We start from the raw sequence: 22,826 nt of genomic DNA, 5'->3' as shown, positions 1-22,826 counted from the left end.
ACAAAACAAATAAGTCGGGAAGGACCTCCGTGGCATGCTCGTCAAAGCGCTGCTGTTCTTCGCCCCATAACAGCGGTGAAACTGAGTGGGGTAAAATGGGAGAATTTCCATGAATGGTCACCTGTCATGGCGTCCAACCCGGCGAACCTTGCTCGTCGCCGGCGCCGCGGCGATTGCAGGCGCCAGCTTGCGCGGCGGCCCGGCTTTGGCCTCGACACCCAGGCGAGGGGGAACTTTACGCATAGGCTACTCCCAAGGCGCAACGGTCGACAGCCTTGATCCCATGTCCTACTTTTCCGATCCCCACTATGCCTGTGGGTGGCTTTTTGGAAACAATCTAGTAGAGCTCGCGCCGGACAAGAGCCCAGTTCCGGAGTTAGCTGAGAGCTGGGAGGCCAGCAAAGACGCCAAGACCTGGAGGTTCAAGCTGCGCAAGGGCGTGGAATTCACGAACGGCAAGAAGCTGACTTCAGCCGATGTGGTTTACTCCCTGAAAAGGCATACAGCAGCTGACTCCAAGTCGGCGGCAAAGGGCCTGCTTGAGGATTTTGCGGACATTCGCGCCGACGGGGACAACGTCGTTGTCATTGAACACAAAACCGGTGACGTTGACGTCCCTGTTATCCTTGGCGATTTCCACCTTCAGATCGTACCCGAGAGCTTCAAAGACTGGATCACCTTTATTGGGACGGGACCCTATATCCTCGATAAATTTCAGCCGGGTGTAACGCTTAGTGCCCATCGCAATCCGAACTACTGGAAAGCCGATCGCGCCTGGTTCGATGGCGTGGAATTCACTTATATCAATGACGCTACAGCTCGGGCTAATGCCCTAACGACAGGCGCTGTCGACGCGGTTGATCGGGTCGAGCCGAAGATCGTTCAGTTGGTAAAGCGAAACCAGCAACTAAAAATCGTGGAGACGGTGGGCGGCACCTACGTCGGTAGCGCCATGGACATCAGCAACAAGCCCTATTCGGACAACAATGTTCGGGAGGCAATTAAATACGCAATTGACCGCGAAAGGCTGGTTGCCAGCGTCTTCTCGGGGTTTGCGGAAGTCGGCAATGACCAGCCGATCGCGAGCAACGACCCGTTTTTCAATAAGTCCTTGCCGCATCGCAAATACGATCCGGACAAGGCGAAGTGGCATTTGAAGCAGGCCGGGCTCTCGTCGCTCAATGTGGAACTTAGTGCTGCGGACGCCGCCTTTGGGGGCGCCGTCGATTCTGCCATTCTGATGGCCGAGCAAGCGCGAGCCGCCGGAATCAATCTCGCCGTCAAGCGAGAACCAGACGATGGATATTGGTCCAACATCTGGATGAAGCGGCCGTACTTCACGACCTATTGGGGTACACGGCCCACGCCCGGAATGATGTTCTCGCTTGCTTTCAAGTGCGACGCTCCCTGGAATGAAACGCGGTGGTGTAACGACCGGTTCAGCCAAATGCTGCAAAGCGCCCGCACGGAGCTCGACATGGACAAACGTCGATCGATGTATCAGGAAATGCAGGCGATCTGCAGCCAGGACGGCGGCAATTGCATCTTCGCGTTCCCTGCTACTTTAGACGGCTACAGCACGAAGGTCGATGGCGTCGGGCCTGATCTCGTTCGCTCAATGGCGGGCGCGCGTTTGGCCGAGCGCGCTTGGTTCACGGAGTAGAAAAGCCAGCATGAGATCACCCCGCGGGTGACACGTCTTTCCACCGCACCCTCCCCCGGGTGCACTGTTTATTTACCACGGCATGGGCGAGGACCAGTATGAAAATAACAAGGCTCGTGGTCTGGGAGGTTGCCCTGACCAGCCATGTTGCTTATCACATGGCGGGCGGAAAAACCTGCGATACCGTGACATCGGTATTGGTTCGCGTTGACACCGATGAACACATCTCTGGGTGGGGTGAGGTGTGCCCCATTCCCCACTACCTACCCGCATATGCAGAAGGCGTCCGCCCAGCGCTCGAATACATGGCGCCTGTTATCATCGGGGCCGACCCTGTCGGACCCGAAGCCTTGATGACGAATCTCGACGCATGGCTGCAGGGGCACGTTTACGCGAAATCCGCACTAGACTTAGCGCTTTGGGACATTACAGGCAAAGTTGCAAAATTGCCTCTCTACGCCCTTCTCGGCGGACGGCAGGCGCTGCGAATGCCGCTGTATCATTCAATTACCTGTACTGCACCGGACGAAATGGCGCGTATCGCACGGGAAGCATTCGCTGAAGGGATGCGGCAGTTCCAAGTCAAGCTGGGTACGGACAACAATTGGGAATCCGACGTAGCGCGGCTTCGGCAAGTGCGCGAGGCGGTTGGCCCTGGTCCTCTCGTCTACGGAGACTGGAACTGCGGTGCGACCCGGTTAGACGCGACCCGCGTCGGCAAAGCCGTTGCGTCACTCGATGTCATGCTGGAACAGCCTTGCGCGACCTTGGAAGAGTGCACTGCAGTCCGGGCTGCCACAGGCCTCCCCATGAAAATCGATGAAAACGGCTATGACAGTGGCTCCTTGCTGAAGGCCTACAATCTCGGCTGTATGGATGCTGTCGCGTTGAAGCTCTCCAAATCTGGCGGACTTAGCGCACTTCGGCGTCTTCGCGATCTATGCTTGCACCTCGGTGCCAAGATGTGCATCGAGGATACGTGGGGATCCGACGTCACCACTGGCGCTTTGCTTCACTTGGCCGCCGCCACACCCGTAAGCCGGCTTTTGAACACGTGCGACCTGTCAGGGTATGTTGCGCCACGCCTGGACGCCGGCGCACCCGCGCGCATTGGCGGCGAGATTTCGCCGCCAGACGGACCAGGGATCGGCGTCAATCCTGACCCTGACGTCCTTGGTCAATCGAGGGTAGTTATTGACTAAGCAGCAAAAGACTAATTTCGGTCGACGTGGATTTCGCGGCATTTGCAGTCGCTTGCATCCAAGGGCCTTCGACGGCCATGGTCCAGGGCAAGCTGATGATCGACAAACGGAAAAACGGGCGCTGGAGCCTGGTTTGGTCAGCACCCCCCTTCACAACCGGTCGGCGGGTTCAGGGTTCCTGCCGTTGAAGCATGATGTGGATGCGCCGATAGCCGAACCGGCGTCGTTCGCCTGCAGCCACCGTCTTCATCGCAGCGGAGACGGCATCAACGCTTAGCGACATTGAGCAATCGACGAAAGCCTAACCATGGCACTTGTAGCTCGCAGCCGTGGGCCACAAGTGTACCACTTGGCATCGGGCCTCATGTTTTTGCAGCGACATCCTTCACGATGGCATTGTCCAGCATCGGCTGGGGCGAGCAGCTTCTTCAGCTTGGCGTTCTCCTTTCATCAGCCTTCCGCTGCGCAACGGAACATCCATGCCACCGACGTGGCTATGCATTTATGGAAGTCCCTTCCGATATCCCAAGGTTGCGGCATACATCGGCGGGTCTTGATTCCCGCTCCTGCTCCTAAGATCGCGACGTGCACCGTGAACGCTTCATTCGTCCCGTCTCCTTGTGCTCTGACCCCTGAAAACTGGATCACTCGAAAGTGAAGTTTTCCGCCGTAACATCCCTTGGCTGGGAGGAGCGGAAGGGATCGAAGTTCTCGGACGGGCAGAAGGCGTTCATTCTGAAGCAGAGATCGGACGGAGTCCCCGTCGCGGAGATCTGTCGTCGGGCGGGGGGTCAGCCAGGCGACGTACTTCGACTGGAAAATGAAATACGACGGACTGCTGCCGACCGAGATGAAGGGGCTGAAGCAGCTTGAGGACGAGAACGGCAAGCTCAGGAGCTGGTGGCCGATCTTTCCTTGGACAAGGAGATTGCAGGCCGTCATTCGGGAAAACTGTGAGGCCTCGCAAACGCGAGCTGGTGGCGGACACGTGTGATGAGTGGAACGTGTCGATCCGGCGGGCAAGCCGGTTCTGGAGTTCGACGTCGACCTGTCACTACAAGTCCCGCCGCCGCGATCAGGCCGGCATCGAAGCTCGGATCAAGGACATCTGCCTCGCCCGGTCGGAGAACGGCCACGTGACCTCCACCGCGCCGAAGTTCACCCTCGCCCAGTCTCATTTCAGCGATCCTCTTCTTGTCCCTATGGTCTGCGGCGAGCGCGCATCATGACTCGTCATCGGTTTGGGTTCCAACTGGAGAAAGCGGTCTTTGCTGCAGCAGCAGCGCGCTTTCGCGCTCCAGTGGAAAATGGCATCTGAAGCTGTGCTCCGTATTCTCCGGGTTTGTTGAGGGTTCGGGGAAGACGCGGCTGCAGATATCCTGCGCGTAGCGACAGCGGGTGTGGAACTCGCAGCCGAATGGCCGCCTCATCATGCTCGGGGCCTCGCCCTTAAGCTCGATCCTGTTCAGCACACCATCCGGGTCAGGCTCAGGATTGGCCGCAAGCAGCGCCTGCATGTAGGGTTGACGTGCGTGATCAAAGATATGCTCAGTCGAGCCGACCTTAATGAAGCGGCCTAGATACATGATCGCCATGCGATCGGTCATATGGCGCACGACATTGAGATTGTGTGAGATGATCAGGATCGCCATGCCGAGTTCGTCCTGAAGCCGTGCGAGTAGGTTTAACACCTCGCCCTGCACCGAGACGTCGAGGCCTGCAGTCGGCTCATCGGCGATGACCAAATCGGGTTCGAACGCAAGGCTCGCGCGATTCCCACACGCCTGGCCTGACCGCCGGAAAGCTGATGGGGATAGCGACGAACAAGATCAACCGGCAGGCCGGCCATACTTAGTAGGCGCGCCGCTTCGGCTCCGGCATCGCGGTTCTTTAATCGATGGTGCGAAAAGGCTCTGTCAGGAGCGATCCAACCATCAGCCTGGGCGAGAGTGATCCGACGGGGTCCTTGGAACACCATCGCATGCGCCGCCAGGAGGGCTTCCGTTCAGCCCCGCTGAGTTCCTCGATTTCCTGCCCGCCGAAGCTGACGCTGCCGCTCGCGCTCGCGGCCCGCTGCAAGCCCACCATCGTGCGCGCGATGGTAGATTTGCCTGAGCCGCTTTCACCGACAAGGGCGAGTGTCTCGCCCTTGTCGGACTTCAAAGAACACACCGCATACAGCGTCGATGAAAGGGGCTTTCGTCGCGGTCGCGAGCGCCTTCAGCGGACCCATAGTGCGGAAGCTGACGCGCAGGATGGCGCTGTCGGTGATCGAACGCGCTTTTTCCCAAGCCCATGCAGCGCGTGTCTACGGCGTGTCGGCCAAGATCGTGGCGCGCTGGGTCGAGCGCTACAAGGCCGAAGGGCGGGCAGGCATGATCGACCGTTCCTCGCGGCCCGCCCATATGCCACAGGCCACCGCTGCGTCGATCGCCGAGCGCATCGTTGCGTAGCGGCGGCAACGCTGGACCGGCAAGCACATCGCTCATGAGGTCGGCGTATCGCCCGCCACCGTCAGCCGCGTCCTCAAGCGTGCCGGACTGTCGCGCTCGGCCTTGCCATGGTTGATTGCAGGCTCCATTTCCTTCCGCGCTTGGGATCTTTGTTGGCCATGAGGCCGGCTATCGCGACGCCAAACCTGGCGTAGTAGGCGACCCCGCCTTGAGAGGGGCGATGGCGCACGCTTAATCCAGAAGGCGCTACGCGAATCGGCGTATGCCATCGCCTATCCGACTTCAGGTCACCGCGCCGCAGAGTTGTCGGTCCGGGCTGCATGGCTGTATCAGTCGCCTCGCTCTAGCCTTGGACAACCTGTTGAAGCTAGATAGATAGATACCAGGAGCTGGTACGATGTGCGATTGGGATGTGCCGATCAGGTTCTCTCAGCGACCGACCACGGACGGACGCGCTGCACACATTTCTATCGGGGTTTCGAAAACACTGGCGCCCCTGACGCAACAGTTCCTTCAATTAAATTTGCAGAATCTTTGCGACTGCAAGTCTTTGACAATGGTAGGTTCACCACAAGGACCGGCGTCAGGCATGGCTGAAATATCTTATGCTGATGAGCCCTCGGACCGTTTCACAGCCCGGCCTCGTTGGAGTCACCAGCCAATGGCACGAAGAGCGCTTATCCTGCTTGAAGGTTCTAGGAACAATGGTCCGCTTACGTGAAAGCGGCCCTCCATCACGGTCTTTATCCGATTACCTGTCGGCTGATCCAGCTCAGTACGTTATCTTGCGGCGGAAGGGTTTGAGGCAGTCCGTGTTGATATAAACAATCTCGCTGATCCGCGAATGTTCTCGGCTACGTGAGACCTATGACATCGCCGGAATTAGGAGCGACTGGGACACGCTCTGTGCGACAGTTGGCAAACTCTCCCGGTTTTTCAGTCTGCCGGGACCGGACCCCACATCCATCGAACGATGTTGCGACAAATTCAGTCAACGTCAGCTTCTCGCGAAGCCGGCGTTCCAGTACCCGCTTATCGCTTGGTAGCGGATGCTTCGGACGTTGAAAGTGCTGCCGCCGAGATCGGCCTGCCGGTGATTGTTAAGCCAGTGGAAGGGAGCGTTAGCATCGGCGTCCGATTGTGTCGCAACTTTGACGAAGTGACCGAACATACGACCTCTCTGTTGGGCAGGAGTGATTTATTACCATCCTCGCCCCGGGTGTTAGTCGCAGAATTTGCACAAGGCCCCTACTATACTGCTGAAACAATGGGAAATGACGTTGTTGGGATGAGTACCGGTGAATTTGGCCCTCTACCGCATTTCGCATACCGTCAGTTCACCTTTCCCGCCCCGCTGACCGCTCACGAACAGGAGCGTATCGCGGACGTTTCGCTTAGCTGCTTGCGAGCTCTTGGCCTTGGCTGGGGGCCAGCGAATATTGAATTCTGGTGGACAACGTCTGGCCCAGTTGTCATTGAAGTCAATCCGCGTCTTGCTGGTGGGGGCACTCCTCAACTGGTTCAGCTAAGCTTACGGAGTCGATCTCGTCACCGAACACATCCACTTGGTTACAGGCGACGGTCGCGCTCGTCGAGGCTGCGTTCATCGGCGTTGTTGCAGCGCGTCCTTTCAGCCAAGCGTCCATTCTGATGGCAGGCTGCGCATGATGATTTTTTGAGGAGCATGCGATGCTAAATGCCCTACCAATCGCCCGCAGACTGGGAGTGCGTTGAGGTAACATTGCACGTCACCAAATTCCACGACCGGCTCATCCCAGCCTGTATGAAGGCCACGCGGATCTTGGCGGAGGCCAAGACCCGCGCATTTCAGTATGGCCTCTTTTCTGGTCCACAGCTCCAAGAACTTTCGCACAGTCAGCTCGCTCGGAATGTCGTCAAAAGCCCTTGCCTCTTGGTCGGTCATAACTTGGCAAGCCAACTGCCGGCAATTTGCCAGGGGGCGCCAAACCTCAATATCTATCCCAACGAAGCCTAAGGTTGATACGGCGACGGCCGACCAATCGTGACTATGAGCTTGGCTCACTTCAATATCGTGCGCCGGCAATCGGGGCTTGCCGAAGCGCGAAATGGTCATCTGGAGATCTCCCAGCGGAACACGCAAGTGCGCAGAAAGGATGATCCGAAAAGCGCACTTTGCCTGAAGATACGAAAGGCGCATATTCATGTGACGAATTTTCTCAGCCCGTTCCCGCTCAGTTGGGCTCAGAATTTCGCGCATATGCAACGTAGGGATCGTCAGCTGAGAATGCCGGAAAACCCAAACGTCGATGGTGCCCGTCTGCCTATTCGAATGCATGCATCAAAGCTGCTCCACAACCCGCTGTTGCCTGATCAGCACAAAACGGCTTTCTCGCTGTGGCCGTTCAGACCCTTCAGCTGCTTTAGGTGGCTCGGTTGCTGTCACTAGGAGACGCTTCTACATTGCCTATGGCTCGCGATGTGTAAAGATATATGAAGCCATTTTAACAATTGTGAAACAACATTATAGCTTTCGATCTTTCTCCTTAATAGAATTGACATACAAGATCAACATAAATTCCAATTACGAGTTGGTATGTATTTCTTGATACAATAGGTTCACATAAATGGAATGATAATACGCTAAAAATTCAGACCATCCCAAGAGAAGATGGGGTAGCGTTCTCCGCACAAATATGTGGCTGGAGAAAGCAATGGATCATGTTACCCGTCCGCTGTCGCATAGCCAGATGGGCCTTTGGATACACCATCAAAAACGACCGACCGGTAGCGAATACAATCTGCCAGTCGAGTTGCGCATAAAGGCGCCGTTCGACATTGATGCCTTGCGGCGCGCGCTCCAATCTTTGATTGACCGCCATCAAATGCTGCGGACGACCTTTCACCAGGAAGGCGAGCGGATCCATCAGCGTATTCATGAGACTGCCCTTCTGAGCTTTCATGTCGTTCGGCTACAAGATCTTGAAGAGGCGGACTTCCGTCACTCCATCGCAGCGGAAGCTCGCTCGCCTTTCGATCTGGAACATGGGCCATTGTTTCGCGCACACCTGTTCATGCGCAGTGCCACGGACGAGATTCTCCTCCTCAATTTCCATCACATCATTTCCGACGCCTACAGCATTCGCACCTTCCTGCACGAGTTCGGCAGGCTCTACCAGGCGTTTTGTGGCAAAACGGAAATACCGGTTCTGACCACGATGACCCCGTACGAGGACTTCGTAGCCTGGCAGGAGCGACTCCTTGCCGGCGACGACGGAGAGCGTATGTGGGCGTACTGGCGCAGCCAATTTGTCGATCATGAGCCCGACCTGGCCCTTCCGACCGACAAACCACGAACTGCGCCCGCGACGCACACTGGGTCAGTTTTCTCCCTGGACATCGACAAGCCCGTGGTCGCGCGCTTGGAACGACTGGCGCACCAGGAAAAAGTGACGCTGTCCACCGTCCTGCTTGCTGCCTATTATGTCCTGCTGCATCGTTATTGCGACCAGGACGACATCACCCTTTACGTGCCTCGCCTTGGCCGTCCGGCAGGAAGTTTTTCGGGCACCTTCGGCTACTTTGTGACCCTGGCGGCCCTGCGGCAAGATCTTTCCGGAAATCCCATTTTCCTCGACCATTTGCAGCGGGTGCGACATCTGATGCGCAGCGCGCGCAGCCACGAATATTTTCCTCTTCCACTGCTGCTGGAGAAGCTCAAGCTCCCCCCTACACCTGATCGCAATCAGCTCGCGCAAGCAGCTTTCAACTTCACTCCGGAGGCGGTGAGTTCTCTTGGCTTCACGCCATGCGACGTCGACCTCTCCGGCTTGCCTGCGCAAATCCAATTTTGTGAGACCGATACCTGGATCGATCTTGATTTTCGAATCCTGGCACGCAAGGAAAGTGTCCGCCTTGAGGTCGTGTATAAAGCGGATTTGTGGGATGCTAGCACTATAGAGCGGCTTGCGAAGCACTATCATTTTTTGCTTGAGGCGATCGCAGATAAGCCAGCGCGACGGATAGGCGACTATAGTCTTCTGAGGCCAGGGGAGGAGCACCAGCTCCTGCATGATTTTAACGACACAGCCGCATGTTTTTCGTCCGACACTTGCCTGCACAACCTGATCGAAGCGCAGGCTGCCGCTTACCCGGACAATATCGCTGTCAGCTGCCCATGGGAGGCACTCAGCTATGCCGTACTTGAGCAAAGAGCAAACAAGCTTTCCCGTCATCTGATTTCAAAAGGAGTCCGTCTTGGAGACGTGGTCGGCATTCTCGTTGAGCGTTCGTGCGACCTCATTGTCGGGTTTCTCGCTGTCCTGAAGGCCGGGGCCGTCTATCTTCCTCTCGATCCGCGACTGCCACCCCAGCGTCTACGCTTCATGTTGCGGGATGCTGGTGCCACTGCCCTCATCAGCAAGTCGGAGCTCAGAGAACAGACGTTTGGGGATGCCCTATCCGGGCGAAGCATTGAAGGTGCGAATGAATGCGCAGTGGTTCTCCTCGACGAAGACCACACCGAAATTGCTCGGCATGAAGTCACGCCTCCGCACTGCCCCGCCGGCTCCCTCGACTTGGCTTATGTGATCTATACGTCCGGCTCCACAGGTCAGCCGAAAGGCGTGATGATCGAACATCGCAGCGCCTGCAACATGGCGGAGGACCTAAGACGCACTTATCAGTCGGGCCCGGATAGCCGAGTATTGCAGTTCGCTTCCTGCGGATTTGATGCATCGCTATTCGATTTTATGCTGGCTTTGTCCTCGGGTGGTCGATTGTGCCTTGCGCCCCCATCAGCATCGCTGCCCGGAGCAGAGCTGGTCGAGTTCATGCGCCGTGAGCGCATCACCGTTGCCGGTCTTACACCGACAGCTTGGACATCCTTGCCGTCGACTGATCTTTCTGATCTCATCGTGATCAAGTCGGGTGGAGAGCCCTTACCGTCGAGCCTCATTGATCGTTGGGGCGAAAACCGCCGCATCTTCAATTCCTATGGGCCGACTGAAACGACCGTCTATTGCGTAAGAACTGAGGTGAGTGCCGACGGGCGAAAGCCGCCTATCGGGCGCCCCGCCATCAATAGCAAGGCATACATCCTTGATCGCTATGGCAATCCGGCACCGCTTGGGGCAATCGGCGAGCTCTATATCGGGGGCGTCGGCCTAGCTCGCGGTTACATCAGTAACGATGATCTCACGCGCGAGCTTTTTCGGCCAAACCCGTTCGATAATGATCCGCAATCCAGGCTCTACAGAACTGGTGATCTGGCCCGGTATCGGTCAGATGGCACGATTGAGTTCCTGGGCCGAAAGGACGGACAGGTCAAAATCCGCGGCATGCGGGTTGAACTTGCCGAAATCGAGCAGTGTCTGATGAAGCACGAAAACGTCAAAGCATGCTGCGTCACGCTGACAGATCGTCTCGGCGAAAATGCGAGCCTGACAGCTTATGTGGTGAGGCGACCGGAAAGTTCGGAGGATGTCGATGAACTTCAGACTTTCCTGCGCGGCGCGTTGCCTGGCTACATGGTGCCCTTGCAGTTCGTGTTCCTCCCGCAGCTACCAACCAATCGTAGCGGCAAGATCGATCGACGCGCGCTTCCCGAGCCGAGAAACGCCCCGAAATTAAAGGCAGCAACTTTGCCGACCGGTGGGTTTCAGGCGGAACTGGCTGAGATATGGAAGGACGTGCTGAACCTGGATTCCGTCGGTGGTGAAGACAGTTTCTTTGATGTTGGCGGACATTCCCTGGCTGTTGTCCAAGTTCAGGCGCGTATCCAAGATCGTCTGGGCATTGATTGCAAGATTCTGGATCTTTTCGAGCACCCCACAATAAGAACGCTCGCTGCGCATTTGGCCGCAACTCAAGCTGCTCCTCACTCCGCTGGAGGTTTAAAGACCACAATTGGTTCGGCCGGAAGCGGCAACGAACCCAAACAGGACCGCGATGCTGTTGCAATCATAGGTATGGCGGGCAGGTTCCCGGGAGCGGAAAACGTCGACCAATTCTGGAACAATCTGGTCGATGCCGTTGAGTCCATCACAGACTTGGATGAACAGACATTGCGAGACGCTGACGTTGCTCCTGACACGTTTGGCAAGCCTAATTATGTGAGGCGCGAAGCCGTTATCAGCGGCGTTGATCTGTTTGACGCAGCGTTCTTCGGCATCTCGCCTAAGGAAGCAGCGTGGATGGACCCGCAACAGCGGATCCTGCTGGAAACGGCGTATCAGGCGCTCGACCATGCGGGATACGGATCGCGCGAGCCATCCGAGGCCAAAGTCGGTGTTTTTGCTGGCGTAGGGGCGAACCACTATCTCGCTGAGCGGGAAGCAGGCAGGGACCTGCTGGATTCAGAGAAATTGCAGATCCGCATTCTTAATGGCCACGATTTCACGGCGACGCGCATTGCCTACAAGCTCAATTTGACCGGCCCCTGCGTGTCAGTTCAGACGGCCTGTTCCACTTCGCTGGTTGCTGTCCACCTCGCTTGCCAGAGCCTTCGCAGCAATGAGTGCGATATGGCGCTGGCAGGCGGTGCATCGATTTCCCTGCCGCATGGAAAAGGCTATCTCCATCAACAAGGCCATATCTTGTCCCCTGACGGCCACTGCCGTGCGTTCGATGCGAAAGCACAAGGAACGGTGAGAGGCAGCGGAGCAGCGACGGTTGTTCTCAAGCGGCTGAGCGATGCCCGTAGAGACGGCGACTATGTCTGGGCAGTCATAAAGGGAACCGCCATCAACAATGATGGCGCGGCCAAGGTAGGGTTCACCGCCCCCAGTGCTGAAGGACAGGCAGCGGTAATCCAAGCTGCCCTCTCCGATGCTGAGGCCTCTGCGGACACCATTGGTTACGTGGAGGCGCATGGTACGGGAACTTACCTTGGCGACCCCATCGAAATCTCTGGCCTGACCAAGGCTTTCCGTTCCCACACAGCGAGGAAACAATTCTGCGCAATAGGTTCGGTCAAAACAAATATCGGCCATCTCGACGCAGCAGCGGGTGTAACGGGAATGATCAAGCTCGCCACGATGCTGAACAAGGGCGTCATTCCCTCCAGCCTGCATTTTGATAAGCCCAACCCAAATATCGACTTCAAAGAGAGCCCGGTGTTCGTAGCCAAGACCTGCACCGCTTGGCCTAAGAGCGGCGGGCCAAGGCGCGGTGCGGTCAGCTCATATGGCATCGGTGGCACGAATGCGCACGCGATTCTCGAGGAGACTCCGCCGCGAACCCATCAACAAGGCGGCCGCAGGCTGCACGTGTTTCCAGTATCGGGGGCGAGCAGGTCGGCACTGACCGAAGTGCTTCGGCAACTGGCCGGCTTTATGCGCCGAAGCGAGGTTCAGCACAGCGCAGCAAATGTCGCATACACCCTGCAGAAGGGGCGAGCCGCTCTCAGATATCGCACAAGTATCGTCGGATCCGGTCTGGTGGAACTAGCCGACCAATTCGATCAGGCGGCACTGCATGCGGGCGCATCGGGGGAAGCGTCAAGCAGTGAACCCCGCATCGTTTTCATGTTCTCCGGCCAGGGCGGGCAGCAGATTGGAATGGGTCGGGAGCTCTATGAAGAAGAGCCGGTATTCCGCAACGCCATCGACGAATGCGCAAACTGGCTTAATGAGCTCGCACATATTGATTTCCGCCCCCTGCTCTACTGCGAAGGCAAATCTGATGGCGAGCTTGAGCCTCAGCTGGAAGCCGTCATACAGCCTGTCATCTTTGCTACGCAATATGCAATGACGAAGCTCTTCCTGTCGTGGGGCATTTTCCCTGCAGCTGTGATCGGCCACAGCATCGGCGAATATGCAGCCGCTCATTTTGCGGGCATCATCTCGTTACGTGATGCCATTCGACTGACGCTGATAAGAGGACAGTTAACGTCGCGTGTGCCTGCCGGCGGCATCGTTGCAGTCAGCCTGTCGCCGGAAGAGCTCCAGCCCTATTGGAACGAACGCCTTTCATTGGCGGCCATAAACGGTCCACGTCTGTGCGTCGTTTCGGGGGCCGCATCCGAGATCGAAGCGTTTCATGAGCGATTGCAGGCGAAATCTATCGCGAGCAAACGGATACGTGGAAGTCATGCCGTGCATTCATCCCTGCTCGATCCAATCCTGCCGGAGTTTAGGATTCGTACCGAACAAGTCGAGCTGCACGCACCGGAAGTACCGTTCATGTCAACTGTGCTCGGTGACTGGCTTGAGGCGGACGTGCGGCTCGATGGCAGCTATTGGGTCCGCAACCTGCGAGAGACGGTGCAATTCCATCAGACGTTCGATCGGCTAGTGCAATCGGGCCACGAATTGTTCATTGAGATGGGGCCTGGCGCAGCCCTGACGGGACATTCCAAGTCAAAGATCAACCTGCGCAGCCCCATCGCCTTTGCGGCCTTGCCAGGAGGCGATCATGGGCAAGGTGATCGCCTGAGACTGTTACAGACATTGGGCAAGCTTTGGACCTGCGGCGTTCGCATAGATTGGTCTGGCCTGCACGATCATAAGCCCCCGCAGCGTACCCCCCTCCCGCCTTATCCTTTTGATCGCAAGCGTTACTGGCTCGATGCAGTCGTCACCAAGGAGCAGGAACAAAATGCCGATTTGAAGCAGCCTGATATTGCAGCCACATCCGTCGATCCCCCGACTGGGAACGAAGGGGTGCGCAGTCCGACTGTAGTTGAGATGTCTGCTGAGGCAGCTTTGGACCGCCAAATTGCGGCGGTCTACCGGGACATTTTGGGCTTGGAAGACGTTGCCGCGACCGACAGCTTCTTTGATCTTGGTGGCGATTCGTTGAGTGCCTTAAGCGTGATCGATCGCATCGAGCAGCTAACGGGAGAGAGATTGGCTGTCTCCCTGTTGCTGGAACATCAGACACCAAGCGGGCTCGCGATAGCCCTCTCGAAGATCCGTGGAAGCGTGCGTCCGAACGCATTGGTGCCGATACAAACCGGCGGTTCACGGACACCTCTGTTTTGCCCCCACCCTTTTGGGGGACATGTACTCCTATATACGCCTCTTGCTAAGGCATTGGGTGCAGACCAGCCGCTCTTCGGATTACAGGCGCGAGGCCTGAATGGTGAGGCAAAACCTCACCTGAGCATTGCCGAGATGGCAGGGGAATATATTGAGGCCATCAAGAGCGTACAACCACGCGGCCCTTATCAACTCGTTGGCTTGTCCATGGGCGGTAGCATTGCTTGGGAAATGGGCTGCCAATTGCGCGATGCTGGTGACGAGGTAGCAATAGTTGGACTGCTCGATGCCAAAGCGCTTCACAAGGATGAAGAGCACACAGCCAGCCGGTACCATCGCTTGCTCGGCAACCGCCGTATTCCTGACTGGCTTAGCGAGCAAGCGGTCACATTGAGTGTCCTTTTTCCCGCGCTGAAGAAACATTGGCGAAAGCTGAAATCCATCAAGCGTGAGTGCCAGGTTACGGCATTGCTGGATTTCGGAATGCAAGCAGGCAACGTACCCGACATGGGCAAAACGCAGCTCAATAATATCCTGACAGTTGCCGAGGCCAATAAAATTGCGCTGCGCGAATATACGCCTCGGTTCAACGACAGCAGGTCCGTTCTTTTTGCAGCCAAGAAGGGGCTGCGCACATCCACTAATGAACCTGATGGCGATCTTGGGTGGAAGCAATTCGCGCGGGCGCGCCTGGAAATTCACGAAGTGCCAGGTGACCATTACACGATGGTCGCTCCGCCCCATGTACGCGTCCTAGCTACGAAGCTCAAAGATTATCTCAATCGAAACGGCTAGGCGACGGTACCAGCAGCGAATCGCAAAAGCGGGACAAGGGTCGGCGATCAAACTGTTGCAACAAATACTTAAACTAAATTTGCAGAATCTTTGCGACCGCAAATCGCTGACAATGGTACGTTCACTACAAGGTCTGAGATCAGGCACGGCTGAAAAAGATTTGCCGATGTACGCTCGGACCGCCGCATAGCACGCAACGTCGGAGACAACGGCCAATGGCAAGAAGAGCACTCATCCTGCTTGAAGGTTCAAGGTATAATGGTCCGCTATACGTCCATGCGGCCCAGCGTCTTGGTCTTCATCCAATTGTCCTGTCGGCTGATCCAGCTCAGTACGACTATCTTGGGGCCGAAGGAATTGAGGCAATCCGTGTCGATACAGCCGATCTCGATGCGCTGATCCGCGAATGTTCCCGGCTCCGTGATGACATTGCTGGCATTACGTCCGTCGGGGACTCGTTCTATGCGACAGTTGGCAAGCTCTGCCGCCATTTCGATCTGCCGGGACCGAACCCCACATCCATTGAACAATGCTGCGACAAATTCAAGCAACGTCACCTACTCGCAGAGGCCGGCGTTCCAATACCTGCTTATCGCTTGGCAGCGGATGCGACGGAGGTGGAAAGTTTTGCCACGGAGATCGGCCTGCCGGTGATTCTTAAACCAACAGTTGGTGCCGGCAGCAGAGGTGTCCGACTGTGCCGCAGCTTCGATGAGTTAGCCGAACATACGACCTATCTTTTGGGCGGGGAGCACATATGGCAGTCCCCGCCTAGGATATTGGTCGAAGAATTCGCACAAGGCCCCTCTTATTGGGCCGACGCAATGGGAGATCAGATCATTGGAATTGGCACCACTGACTTCGGTCCCTTACCCCATTTTGTCGGTCGGGAGTGCACCTTTCCGGCCCCGCTGCCTGATGACGACCATCAGCGTATCGCCGATGTTTCGCTGAGCTGTTTGCGAGCTCTCGACCTTGGCTGGGGGCCAGCGGGTATTGAATTCCGGTGGACGACGCGTGGCCCAATCGTCATCGAAGTCAATCCCCGTCTTCATGGCGCAGGCATTCCCCAAATGGTTCAGCTGGCTTACGGTGTTGATCTGGTCACCGAGCACATCAAGCTTGTCATCGGTGAGAAATGGAATTTGCGTAGAAGGCATTCGCAGACTGCGGCCATGCGGTTCCTGGTTCCTGATCGCGACGGCACTCTCGATTGGATCAGTGGCGACAGTCGGGCGGCTGCCATACCAGGCGTCGCCGAGGTCAAATTGTATGTTGAACCCAAGACACCGATCGTCAGGAAAGGAGATCTCCGAGACATGATCGGATATGTCGTCGCCTCTTCACCCACCCATGATCGGACAGAGGCGATACTTCAGCGTGCCGTCGACTTAATCGATTGGTCGATCACACCATTCCCGACCCCTGGCGAACAGGAACAACCTGCGGCCCCTTAAGAGTTCCAGCACTTGTCCCCAGCGCAGCCTCCGCGGGTCACCATCCGCTAGCCCATCGCCGCGAAGTCCTTAGCGATCAACCCTGACATTCAGGAGACAATTTCATATTATGAAGCGCATAGCAGTCGGACGCCTGTTTCATGAATCGCACGGATATGCGCCTGCGACAGCGGCGGCAGATATCACGATCGTTCGCGGCGAGACAGTGATCGAGGCGGCTAAGGGAAATGGCACGACGCTCGGCGGGATTGTCGACGCCTTGATTGAACGCGCTGATATTGAAATCCTTCCCGTTTCAGATTCGATGATCGCCCCGAGCGGCGCCATCGATCATGGTTTCTACATTGAGCAACGCCAGTTCTGGGGCGAGGAACTCAAGAAGCTCGCGCCCGATGCGATTGTCCTGGACCTGCATGGGTCGATGTCCACGACTGAGTTCGAAGATACGGAAGGTGATTTCCTCTCCTACATTCGCGGCGCCATCGGCGGAAACGCAGTCATCGGAGTAGGTCTCGACCTTCATGCCAATATCACGCCGCAGATGTTGAAGGCAGCCGACATCTGCATCGCCTGCAAGAACAATCCCCATGACGATTACTACGACAATGGCAAGAAGGTCGTTAAACTGGTCTTCGATGTGCTGGAAGGCCGTCTGCGACCGGTCTATACCTTCGCGAAAACCCGAATGATTGCCCCGGGTAGGCTCGAAACTCATCTTAGCCCACTTAAAGAAATGCACGCACGTGCCCGTGCGCTCGAGGAGTCGGAAGCGCCAGTGGTGGACCTTAGCATCTACAACGCTTATCGCTTTGCGGATCTAACGGACATGGGTCAGGCCGCTGTGATCCTGAGCAACGGGCCATATGCGCAAGCCACGGCGATCGTGGAGGATTACGCCCAGGAGTTCTGGAATCTGCGCAAGTGCTTCAAGGATGAAACCGTGACGATCGCAGAGGCCCTCGATGCGACTGCGAAGGACAAGCGCGGCATTACCAAGGCGCTTGCCGATCTTGGCGACCGGACGCTGGCCGGCGCGCCGGGGGACAGCACCTTGATCCTGCAAGCCGCACTGAAGCATCCTGTAAAGCTCCAGGGCTCGCTGACGGTCAATGATCCGGAAACTGTAGCTCAGGCACAGGCAGCCGGCGTCGGCGCAAAAATCAAGATGCGTCTCGGCGGCAAGATGACCCCGCTATATATGCCCTTCGAGGTCGAAGGCGTGGTCAAGCTGCTCAACAATAGAGATATTAAACTCATTGGACCCAGTTTTGCCAACGAATCCGCTGCCATGGGAAAGACGGCCCTTATCGAGATTAATAATCGTTTCCTTGTGATTGTCACTTCAAAGCCAGGGTTCATCGTTGATCGGGCCATTTTCGAATCCCACGGCGTCAATATCAGGGAGCAGGACTTTATCGTGATGAAGTCGCAGTTCCACTTCAATCGCAATTTCGAGGGCGTTGCAGCGACTATCTATGTTGCAAGCGCCGGCCTCTCCTATTTCGTGCCAGGTGCTTTCCCCAAAAGACGCGCACGGGTCTGGCCGGACACCAATGTGGATGACGCGCCCATTGTGGCGGCTCAAGTAGTGGAGCGTTTAACCGTACAGGGCATTCACGCGACACTAGGCTCGCTAGCTCGCTGTTAAGCCTCGTGCTTCTTTCTTGCAATCGCCTCCTCCTGTGCGATCAGTGTCTCTGTGCGGCCAAGGATCTCCGGATCGGCGCTCTTCTTTACGAGCAGCTCAGCTGGTTCTGCAATATAACCTTAGAACAATCTTAAAGATTATTCATGCGCTTAGCTCGCTATAGATTGTATGCTGCCGCTAAAATGATGTTTCCGCACGGACGCACTGATCACAAGCGTGAAAAATATAACGAGGGTATTCTCTCATGACGTATGACAACGAGGGCGACGCGGGCTGTCTGAGGGTAGAGAACCAATTTTTTGTAGTATTTTACAGGTTAGTTGTGAGTTGATGCGTAACATCATTCCGCGTGTCAAGGTGGATTGCGTGTTGTTCTTCATCAAATTGCTATTATGTCTGCTTCGACGTTAGACTGTCTCGCGACAACGGGATTGAGGCAATCCGTGTTGACAAACAAAGACGATGAGCTGGTTCACGAATGTTTCCGGCAGCGTTGGGCGGCCTATGACATTGCTTGGACTATCTTCGATGTCTTGGTGGTCGGGCCGGCCATGACCCATCCGCGCTCGCCAGAAGAAGCGCTCCGCCGTCGCCAAATAACGGCGCCTAGCGAGCCACAACTCGCCCCTCTCGGCGGGTTCGAGAGCTCCGCCCAGCAGCTCGCCGGTCGTGCCGTCGGCGCCCATGATCATCCGGCATTCTTGCGTGCCCTCAGGCTGACCGCGGGCTGGGAGTTCTCGCTTACGAGATTCGCAAGCGTCCTCGCCTTGGGCGTACGGCGAACAACTTGTCGGCGTCATACCAAGTGCAGGGAACGTACGTGCGGAGGCGGTTGTCTATCTTCCTTGGGCGGCTTTCGCGGCACCGAGCGGCGTGCGGATGTGTTTGCAACGTTTGGATTGACGGCGCTATGGCACGCACCTCTTCGACATTTCGGAGGATTAGATGTTCAAGGGCCGTCAGTTCAACCAGCCGGGGATGCTGCTTTGTGTGCGTCGGTACCTGGCTTACAATCTCAGCCTGCGTGATCTTGAGATGATGGCCGAGCGAGGGATCGCCGTCGACCACACGACCATTCACCGCTGGACCGTTCGTTTCGCACCGCTACTGCTAGAGCATTTCAACCGGCGCAAACATAGCGTGACCGGGAAGCGGCATGTCGACGAGACGCACATCAAGGTCCGCGGCCAGTGGTGCATCCGGTCAGTGCTCGGCTTCACATCACCACCATCAGCCGTGATCATCGTAAACGGCATCGAAATGGCTCACATGATGCGTAAGCAACATGCGAGGTTCGCCTTCAATCCGAATCCATCCCTGGTCGAGCAGTTCCAAATCCTTGCCGCGTGATTGGCTTCGTTTCAGACATTCAGCCGTTTCAACAAATCGACGCGAGAGCGTGGCAGCTTGGCTTTAATGGTGTGGCCATGTTTTGGCTGGTTTGCGAATTCGAGCCAGCAGTCGATCTCGAAAGTTTCCACAATGGCAAATAGAATGTCTCCACTTGTTCCGTTTCAACACAAGACGTTCCGTTCTCTTTGGTCGGCTGCACTTATTTCAAACCTTGGCTTCCTGGTCGAAGGCGTGGCTGCTGCATGGCTGATGACGAGCATTGCCACGTCGCCCGGGATGGTGGCGCTCGTCCAGTCATCGACCACGCTGCCATACATGATCTTTTCGCTCGCTTCGGGAGCGCTCTCGGACAACTTTGATCGCCGCCGGATTATGTTGACGGCTCAGCTGCTGATGGTGTGCATTTCCGCGTCTTTGGCTTTTCTGGCCTATACAGAGGCACTCACACCCTGGACCCTGTTGGGTCTCACGTGCCTGATCGGCTGTGGTTGGGCGTTGCACGACCCATCGTGGCAAGCTTCGATGGGAGATATCCTCCCCCGCGAACACCTGTCGAGCGCAGTTGCACTTAACGGCATGAGCTACAACCTCATGCGCAGCATCGGGCCGGCCATTGGTGGACTGATCGTCGCGATAGCCGGTGCGGCCTTTGCGTTTCTTTTCAATGTCTTTTGCTACTTCGCCCTGATCATTGCGCTTTTGCGATGGAAGATCTTACGCGCGCGACCGTCGCTGCCGCGGGAGGCTTTCGGCAGCGCCATGGCCGCGGGCTTCCGCTATGCGCTGTTGTCGCCGAACCTACTCAAGGTGCTGTGTCGGAGTTTCGTTTTCGGTCTCACCGCCATTGTCATTCTGGCTCTGCTGCCGCTTATTGCCCGAGAACAGGTGAAGGGCACTGCGATCACCTATGGCGTGATGCTCGGGTTCTTTGGCCTGGGTGCGATTTGCGGCGCGCTTCTCATTGGACGGACCCGGGAAGTGCTCAGCAACGAGTTAGTCATTCGTGGAGCATTCTTTGTGCTGGCGATCAGCTGCTTCTTTCTGGCATTCAGCGAACACGTTTGGCTGAGCTGCCTGCTCCTCATGCCGGCCGGCGCGGCGTGGCTGCAGGCATTCTCCCTGTTTAACGTGACGGTTCAGCTTTCAGCGCCACGATGGGTCGTTGGACGAGCCATGTCCCTGTATCAGACCGTCACATATGGCGGCATGGCGGCGGGCAGCTGGATCTGGGGTGAATTGGCAAACATCCAGGGTGTTTCTGGAACCGTGTGGGTTGCCAGCCTCGTTCTTGTCTTCGGTGGGCTGATCGGCATTTTCCTTCGCCAACCGGAATTTGAAACGCTCAATCTAGACCCAACCAACAAATTCACCGAACCGGCGCTGCAAATTGATCTGCGGTCGCGAAGCGGCCCGATTATGGTGATGGTTGATTATCGTATTGATCGGCAAGACGTTTCAGAATTCCTCGCTGTGATGACATCATGGCGAAAGGCCCGACTTCGAGACGGCGCCAGGCAGTGGGCGCTGCTGCGCGACCTTGAGAAGCCCGAACTATGGACCGAATGTTACCACGTACCGACATGGGTCGAATATTTGCGCCATAACCAGCGGCGGACTCACGCCGACGCTGAAATCGCAGCGCGCCTGGAAGCACTGCACCGAGGCGATTGCTCGCCCAAAATTCATCACAAGATCGAACGACAGACTGTGCGGGGAGACGACGACATGCCGCTCAAGGCTCACTAGCAGGCTTCTCTGATTGGAGTTGTTGAGGTCAAGCTCCTGTTGCGTTTTTTCGGACCGTGTCGCCCCGCGGGTCACTCGCTTCTCTTCGCGGTCGGCGCAGGGCCGCCGCATGATGTTGGGGTGGACGGCCCCCGCACGGCATCGATGTACCAGAATGAGGTCGTTGCAGATCTCTAGCAAAGGAGACCGTCCGTGGAACAAATTATTCGAATTGGCATCGACACGTCAAAGCACGTCTTCCAACTCCATGGCGTAAACGCGGCTGAGGAGCCGGTGCTGCGCAAGAAGTTGCGGCGCAAGGAGGTGGTAACGTTGTTCGAGAAGCTGTCGCCGACGGTGGTAGCGATCGAAGCGTGCGGCGGATCGCACCACTGGGCGCGTCTCCTGCAGTCGTTCGGGCACGAAGTGAAGCTGATCCCTCCGCAATATGTCAAACCGTACGTCAAGCGCGGCAAGAACGATGCGGCCGATGCCGAAGCGCTGTGCGAGGCGATGAGCCGGCCGACGATGCGCTTCGTACCGGTCAAGACAGCCGACAACCAGGCGGCATTGATGCTGGTCGGCCTGCGCGACCGGCTGATCCGCAATCGCACGCAGCTCGCCAATGCGATCCGTGGTTATGCGGCAGAATACGGGCTGATCGCTGCCAAAGGTGTGCAAGATCGAACCGCTGCTCGAACGTATCGCGGCAGATAAGATGCTACCGGATTTGGCGCGGGAGCTGTTCGGGCTCCATGCCAAGGAATATGCGCAGCTGCAAACACAACTGAAAGACGTCGACGCCAAATTGATGGCTTGGCATCGGGCGGAGGAGTGCAGCCAGCGCCTGGCGCAAATCCCCGGTGTCGGCCCGATCGGTAGCGTCGCTACTCGTGATGAAGACGCCGGCACCTGAGACCTTTCGATCGGCCCGACACTTTGCCGCCTGGCTCGGCCTAACGCCGAAGGATCATTCAACCGCCGGCAGGGTCAGGCTCGGTGTGATGACGCGCGCCGGCGACGAAGCCTTGCGCAGCGTGCTGGTGGCCGGGGCCACTGCTGTCATCCGGCATGTCCGACGCGGCCGAGGCGCCGTCTCACCCTGGCTCGTCGACCTACTCAAGCGCAAGCCGCCGAAGCTCGCTGCCGTGGCGCTAGCGAACAAGATGGCGCGCATCGCCTGGAAACTAATGGTAAGCGGCGAGATCTACAGAGCAAAGCCTATGCCACCAGCCTTGGCGCGCGGAGATCGGCCAGACACGGGGAACATATCTACTCTTACCGTGCTGAGCTGGTGCCGGAACTTGCAAGAGAATGAGCAGTTGGTGTGATCGATCGATCCGAGACGCGGGACACTCCGTTGACCCCATTGGTCGTTGTAGGCCGACATGATATTGGGAACTCGCGTCGCGGAAACCATCTTGGTGCGTATTCCAATGAAACCGGACAGTGATTCCGAAACGAAACCGGACGCTTATTCCGATAGATACCGGACGCGATTCCGAGGCGAAGCCGGACGGCTTAGAGCGCCTCAGGGTCATTTTTGATATTTGTCGACGAAGTCGTTTCC

The 22,826-nt window shown here is 57.0% G+C and carries 10 protein-coding genes and 6 pseudogenes; 12 read left to right on the top strand and 4 right to left on the bottom strand.

What is annotated here, in order from left to right; genetic code table 11:
• Positions 1-109 precede the first annotated feature (109 nt).
• The 3 genes and pseudogenes from NKI06_RS26465 to NKI06_RS26455 all read left to right on the top strand — a co-directional run.
• Entirely contained in the window at positions 110-1,663 is a 1,554-nt protein-coding gene (locus NKI06_RS26465) for an ABC transporter substrate-binding protein (RefSeq protein ID WP_352987611.1), read from the top strand.
• A 98-nt stretch (positions 1,664-1,761) separates the two neighbouring features.
• Positions 1,762-2,865, top strand: a complete 1,104-nt coding sequence (locus tag NKI06_RS26460; protein WP_352561596.1) for a mandelate racemase/muconate lactonizing enzyme family protein — start codon at positions 1,762-1,764, stop codon at positions 2,863-2,865.
• Positions 2,866-3,519: 654 nt separating this feature from the next.
• Positions 3,520-4,001, top strand: a pseudogene (locus NKI06_RS26455) (transposase); the annotation flags it as partial.
• Between the two features lie 87 nt (positions 4,002-4,088).
• Here the strand turns inward: NKI06_RS26455 and NKI06_RS26450 are convergent.
• From NKI06_RS26450 to NKI06_RS26440, 3 genes are read right to left on the bottom strand one after another with little or no spacing between them, the layout of a single operon-like run.
• Positions 4,089-4,610, bottom strand: coding sequence for an oligopeptide/dipeptide ABC transporter ATP-binding protein (locus NKI06_RS26450; protein ID WP_352987610.1), 522 nt, complete (start codon positions 4,608-4,610; stop codon positions 4,089-4,091).
• Positions 4,550-4,714 carry a hypothetical protein gene (locus NKI06_RS30935; RefSeq protein WP_502900620.1) on the bottom strand — a complete coding sequence of 55 codons (165 nt, stop codon included), beginning with the start codon at positions 4,712-4,714 and terminating at the stop codon, positions 4,550-4,552. Before NKI06_RS30935 ends, NKI06_RS26450 begins: the two co-directional genes overlap by 61 nt.
• 41 nt (positions 4,715-4,755) lie before the next feature.
• The gene (locus tag NKI06_RS26440; RefSeq protein WP_352544131.1) at positions 4,756-5,028 is read right to left on the bottom strand and encodes an ATP-binding cassette domain-containing protein; all 273 of its coding nucleotides are present in this window, start codon (positions 5,026-5,028) and stop codon (positions 4,756-4,758) included.
• Positions 5,029-5,120: 92 nt separating this feature from the next.
• On the opposite strand from NKI06_RS26440, the pseudogene NKI06_RS26435 reads away from it, so the two are divergent.
• Both NKI06_RS26435 and NKI06_RS26425 read left to right on the top strand, forming a co-directional pair.
• A pseudogene (locus NKI06_RS26435) lies at positions 5,121-5,414 on the top strand (helix-turn-helix domain-containing protein); the annotation flags it as partial.
• Between the two features lie 565 nt (positions 5,415-5,979).
• A pseudogene (locus NKI06_RS26425) lies at positions 5,980-6,898 on the top strand (ATP-grasp domain-containing protein); the annotation flags it as partial.
• A gap of 50 nt (positions 6,899-6,948) precedes the next feature.
• Here the strand turns inward: NKI06_RS26425 and NKI06_RS26420 are convergent.
• Entirely contained in the window at positions 6,949-7,635 is a 687-nt protein-coding gene (locus tag NKI06_RS26420; RefSeq protein WP_352987608.1) for a 4'-phosphopantetheinyl transferase family protein, read from the bottom strand.
• A gap of 376 nt (positions 7,636-8,011) precedes the next feature.
• On the opposite strand from NKI06_RS26420, the gene NKI06_RS26415 reads away from it, so the two are divergent.
• From NKI06_RS26415 to NKI06_RS26390, 7 genes and pseudogenes are all read left to right on the top strand, one after another.
• A complete protein-coding gene (locus NKI06_RS26415; protein WP_352987607.1) occupies positions 8,012-15,073 on the top strand; it encodes a hybrid non-ribosomal peptide synthetase/type I polyketide synthase in 7,062 nt (2,353 codons plus the stop codon).
• 215 nt (positions 15,074-15,288) lie between these two features.
• Positions 15,289-16,530 (top strand): ATP-grasp domain-containing protein, encoded by a 1,242-nt coding sequence (locus NKI06_RS26410; protein WP_352987606.1) that lies wholly within the window; start codon positions 15,289-15,291, stop codon positions 16,528-16,530.
• 109 nt (positions 16,531-16,639) lie between these two features.
• The gene (locus NKI06_RS26405; RefSeq protein ID WP_352987605.1) at positions 16,640-18,178 is read left to right on the top strand and encodes a M81 family metallopeptidase; all 1,539 of its coding nucleotides are present in this window, start codon (positions 16,640-16,642) and stop codon (positions 18,176-18,178) included.
• A gap of 945 nt (positions 18,179-19,123) precedes the next feature.
• Positions 19,124-19,372 (top strand): annotated as a pseudogene (locus NKI06_RS30930) (transposase family protein); the annotation flags it as partial.
• Between the two features lie 6 nt (positions 19,373-19,378).
• Positions 19,379-19,528, top strand: a pseudogene (locus tag NKI06_RS30925) (IS6 family transposase); the annotation flags it as partial.
• Between the two features lie 132 nt (positions 19,529-19,660).
• A complete protein-coding gene (locus tag NKI06_RS26395) occupies positions 19,661-21,277 on the top strand; it encodes an MFS transporter (protein WP_352987603.1) in 1,617 nt (538 codons plus the stop codon).
• Between the two features lie 192 nt (positions 21,278-21,469).
• Positions 21,470-22,488 (top strand): annotated as a pseudogene (locus NKI06_RS26390) (IS110 family RNA-guided transposase); the annotation flags it as partial.
• Between the last annotated feature and the right edge of the window lie 338 nt (positions 22,489-22,826).

Origin of the sequence: Mesorhizobium sp. M0772, from assembly GCF_040320135.1 — a bacterium.
Lineage (GTDB): Bacteria > Pseudomonadota > Alphaproteobacteria > Rhizobiales > Rhizobiaceae > Mesorhizobium.
Note: the sequence above shows the minus strand (reverse complement) of the source record. Positions and strands in the feature narration are given on the sequence as shown.

Coding starts and splice junctions, on each gene's coding strand:
- NKI06_RS26410 (WP_352987606.1), top strand. CDS start 15,289: ATGGCAAGAAGAGCACTCATCCTGCTTGAAGGTTCAAGGTATAATGGT.
- NKI06_RS26420 (WP_352987608.1), bottom strand. CDS start 7,635: ATGCATTCGAATAGGCAGACGGGCACCATCGACGTTTGGGTTTTCCGG.
- NKI06_RS26465 (WP_352987611.1), top strand. CDS start 110: ATGAATGGTCACCTGTCATGGCGTCCAACCCGGCGAACCTTGCTCGTC.
- NKI06_RS30935 (WP_502900620.1), bottom strand. CDS start 4,714: ATGGCCGGCCTGCCGGTTGATCTTGTTCGTCGCTATCCCCATCAGCTT.
- NKI06_RS26405 (WP_352987605.1), top strand. CDS start 16,640: ATGAAGCGCATAGCAGTCGGACGCCTGTTTCATGAATCGCACGGATAT.
- NKI06_RS26395 (WP_352987603.1), top strand. CDS start 19,661: ATGGCAAATAGAATGTCTCCACTTGTTCCGTTTCAACACAAGACGTTC.
- NKI06_RS26460 (WP_352561596.1), top strand. CDS start 1,762: ATGAAAATAACAAGGCTCGTGGTCTGGGAGGTTGCCCTGACCAGCCAT.
- NKI06_RS26415 (WP_352987607.1), top strand. CDS start 8,012: ATGGATCATGTTACCCGTCCGCTGTCGCATAGCCAGATGGGCCTTTGG.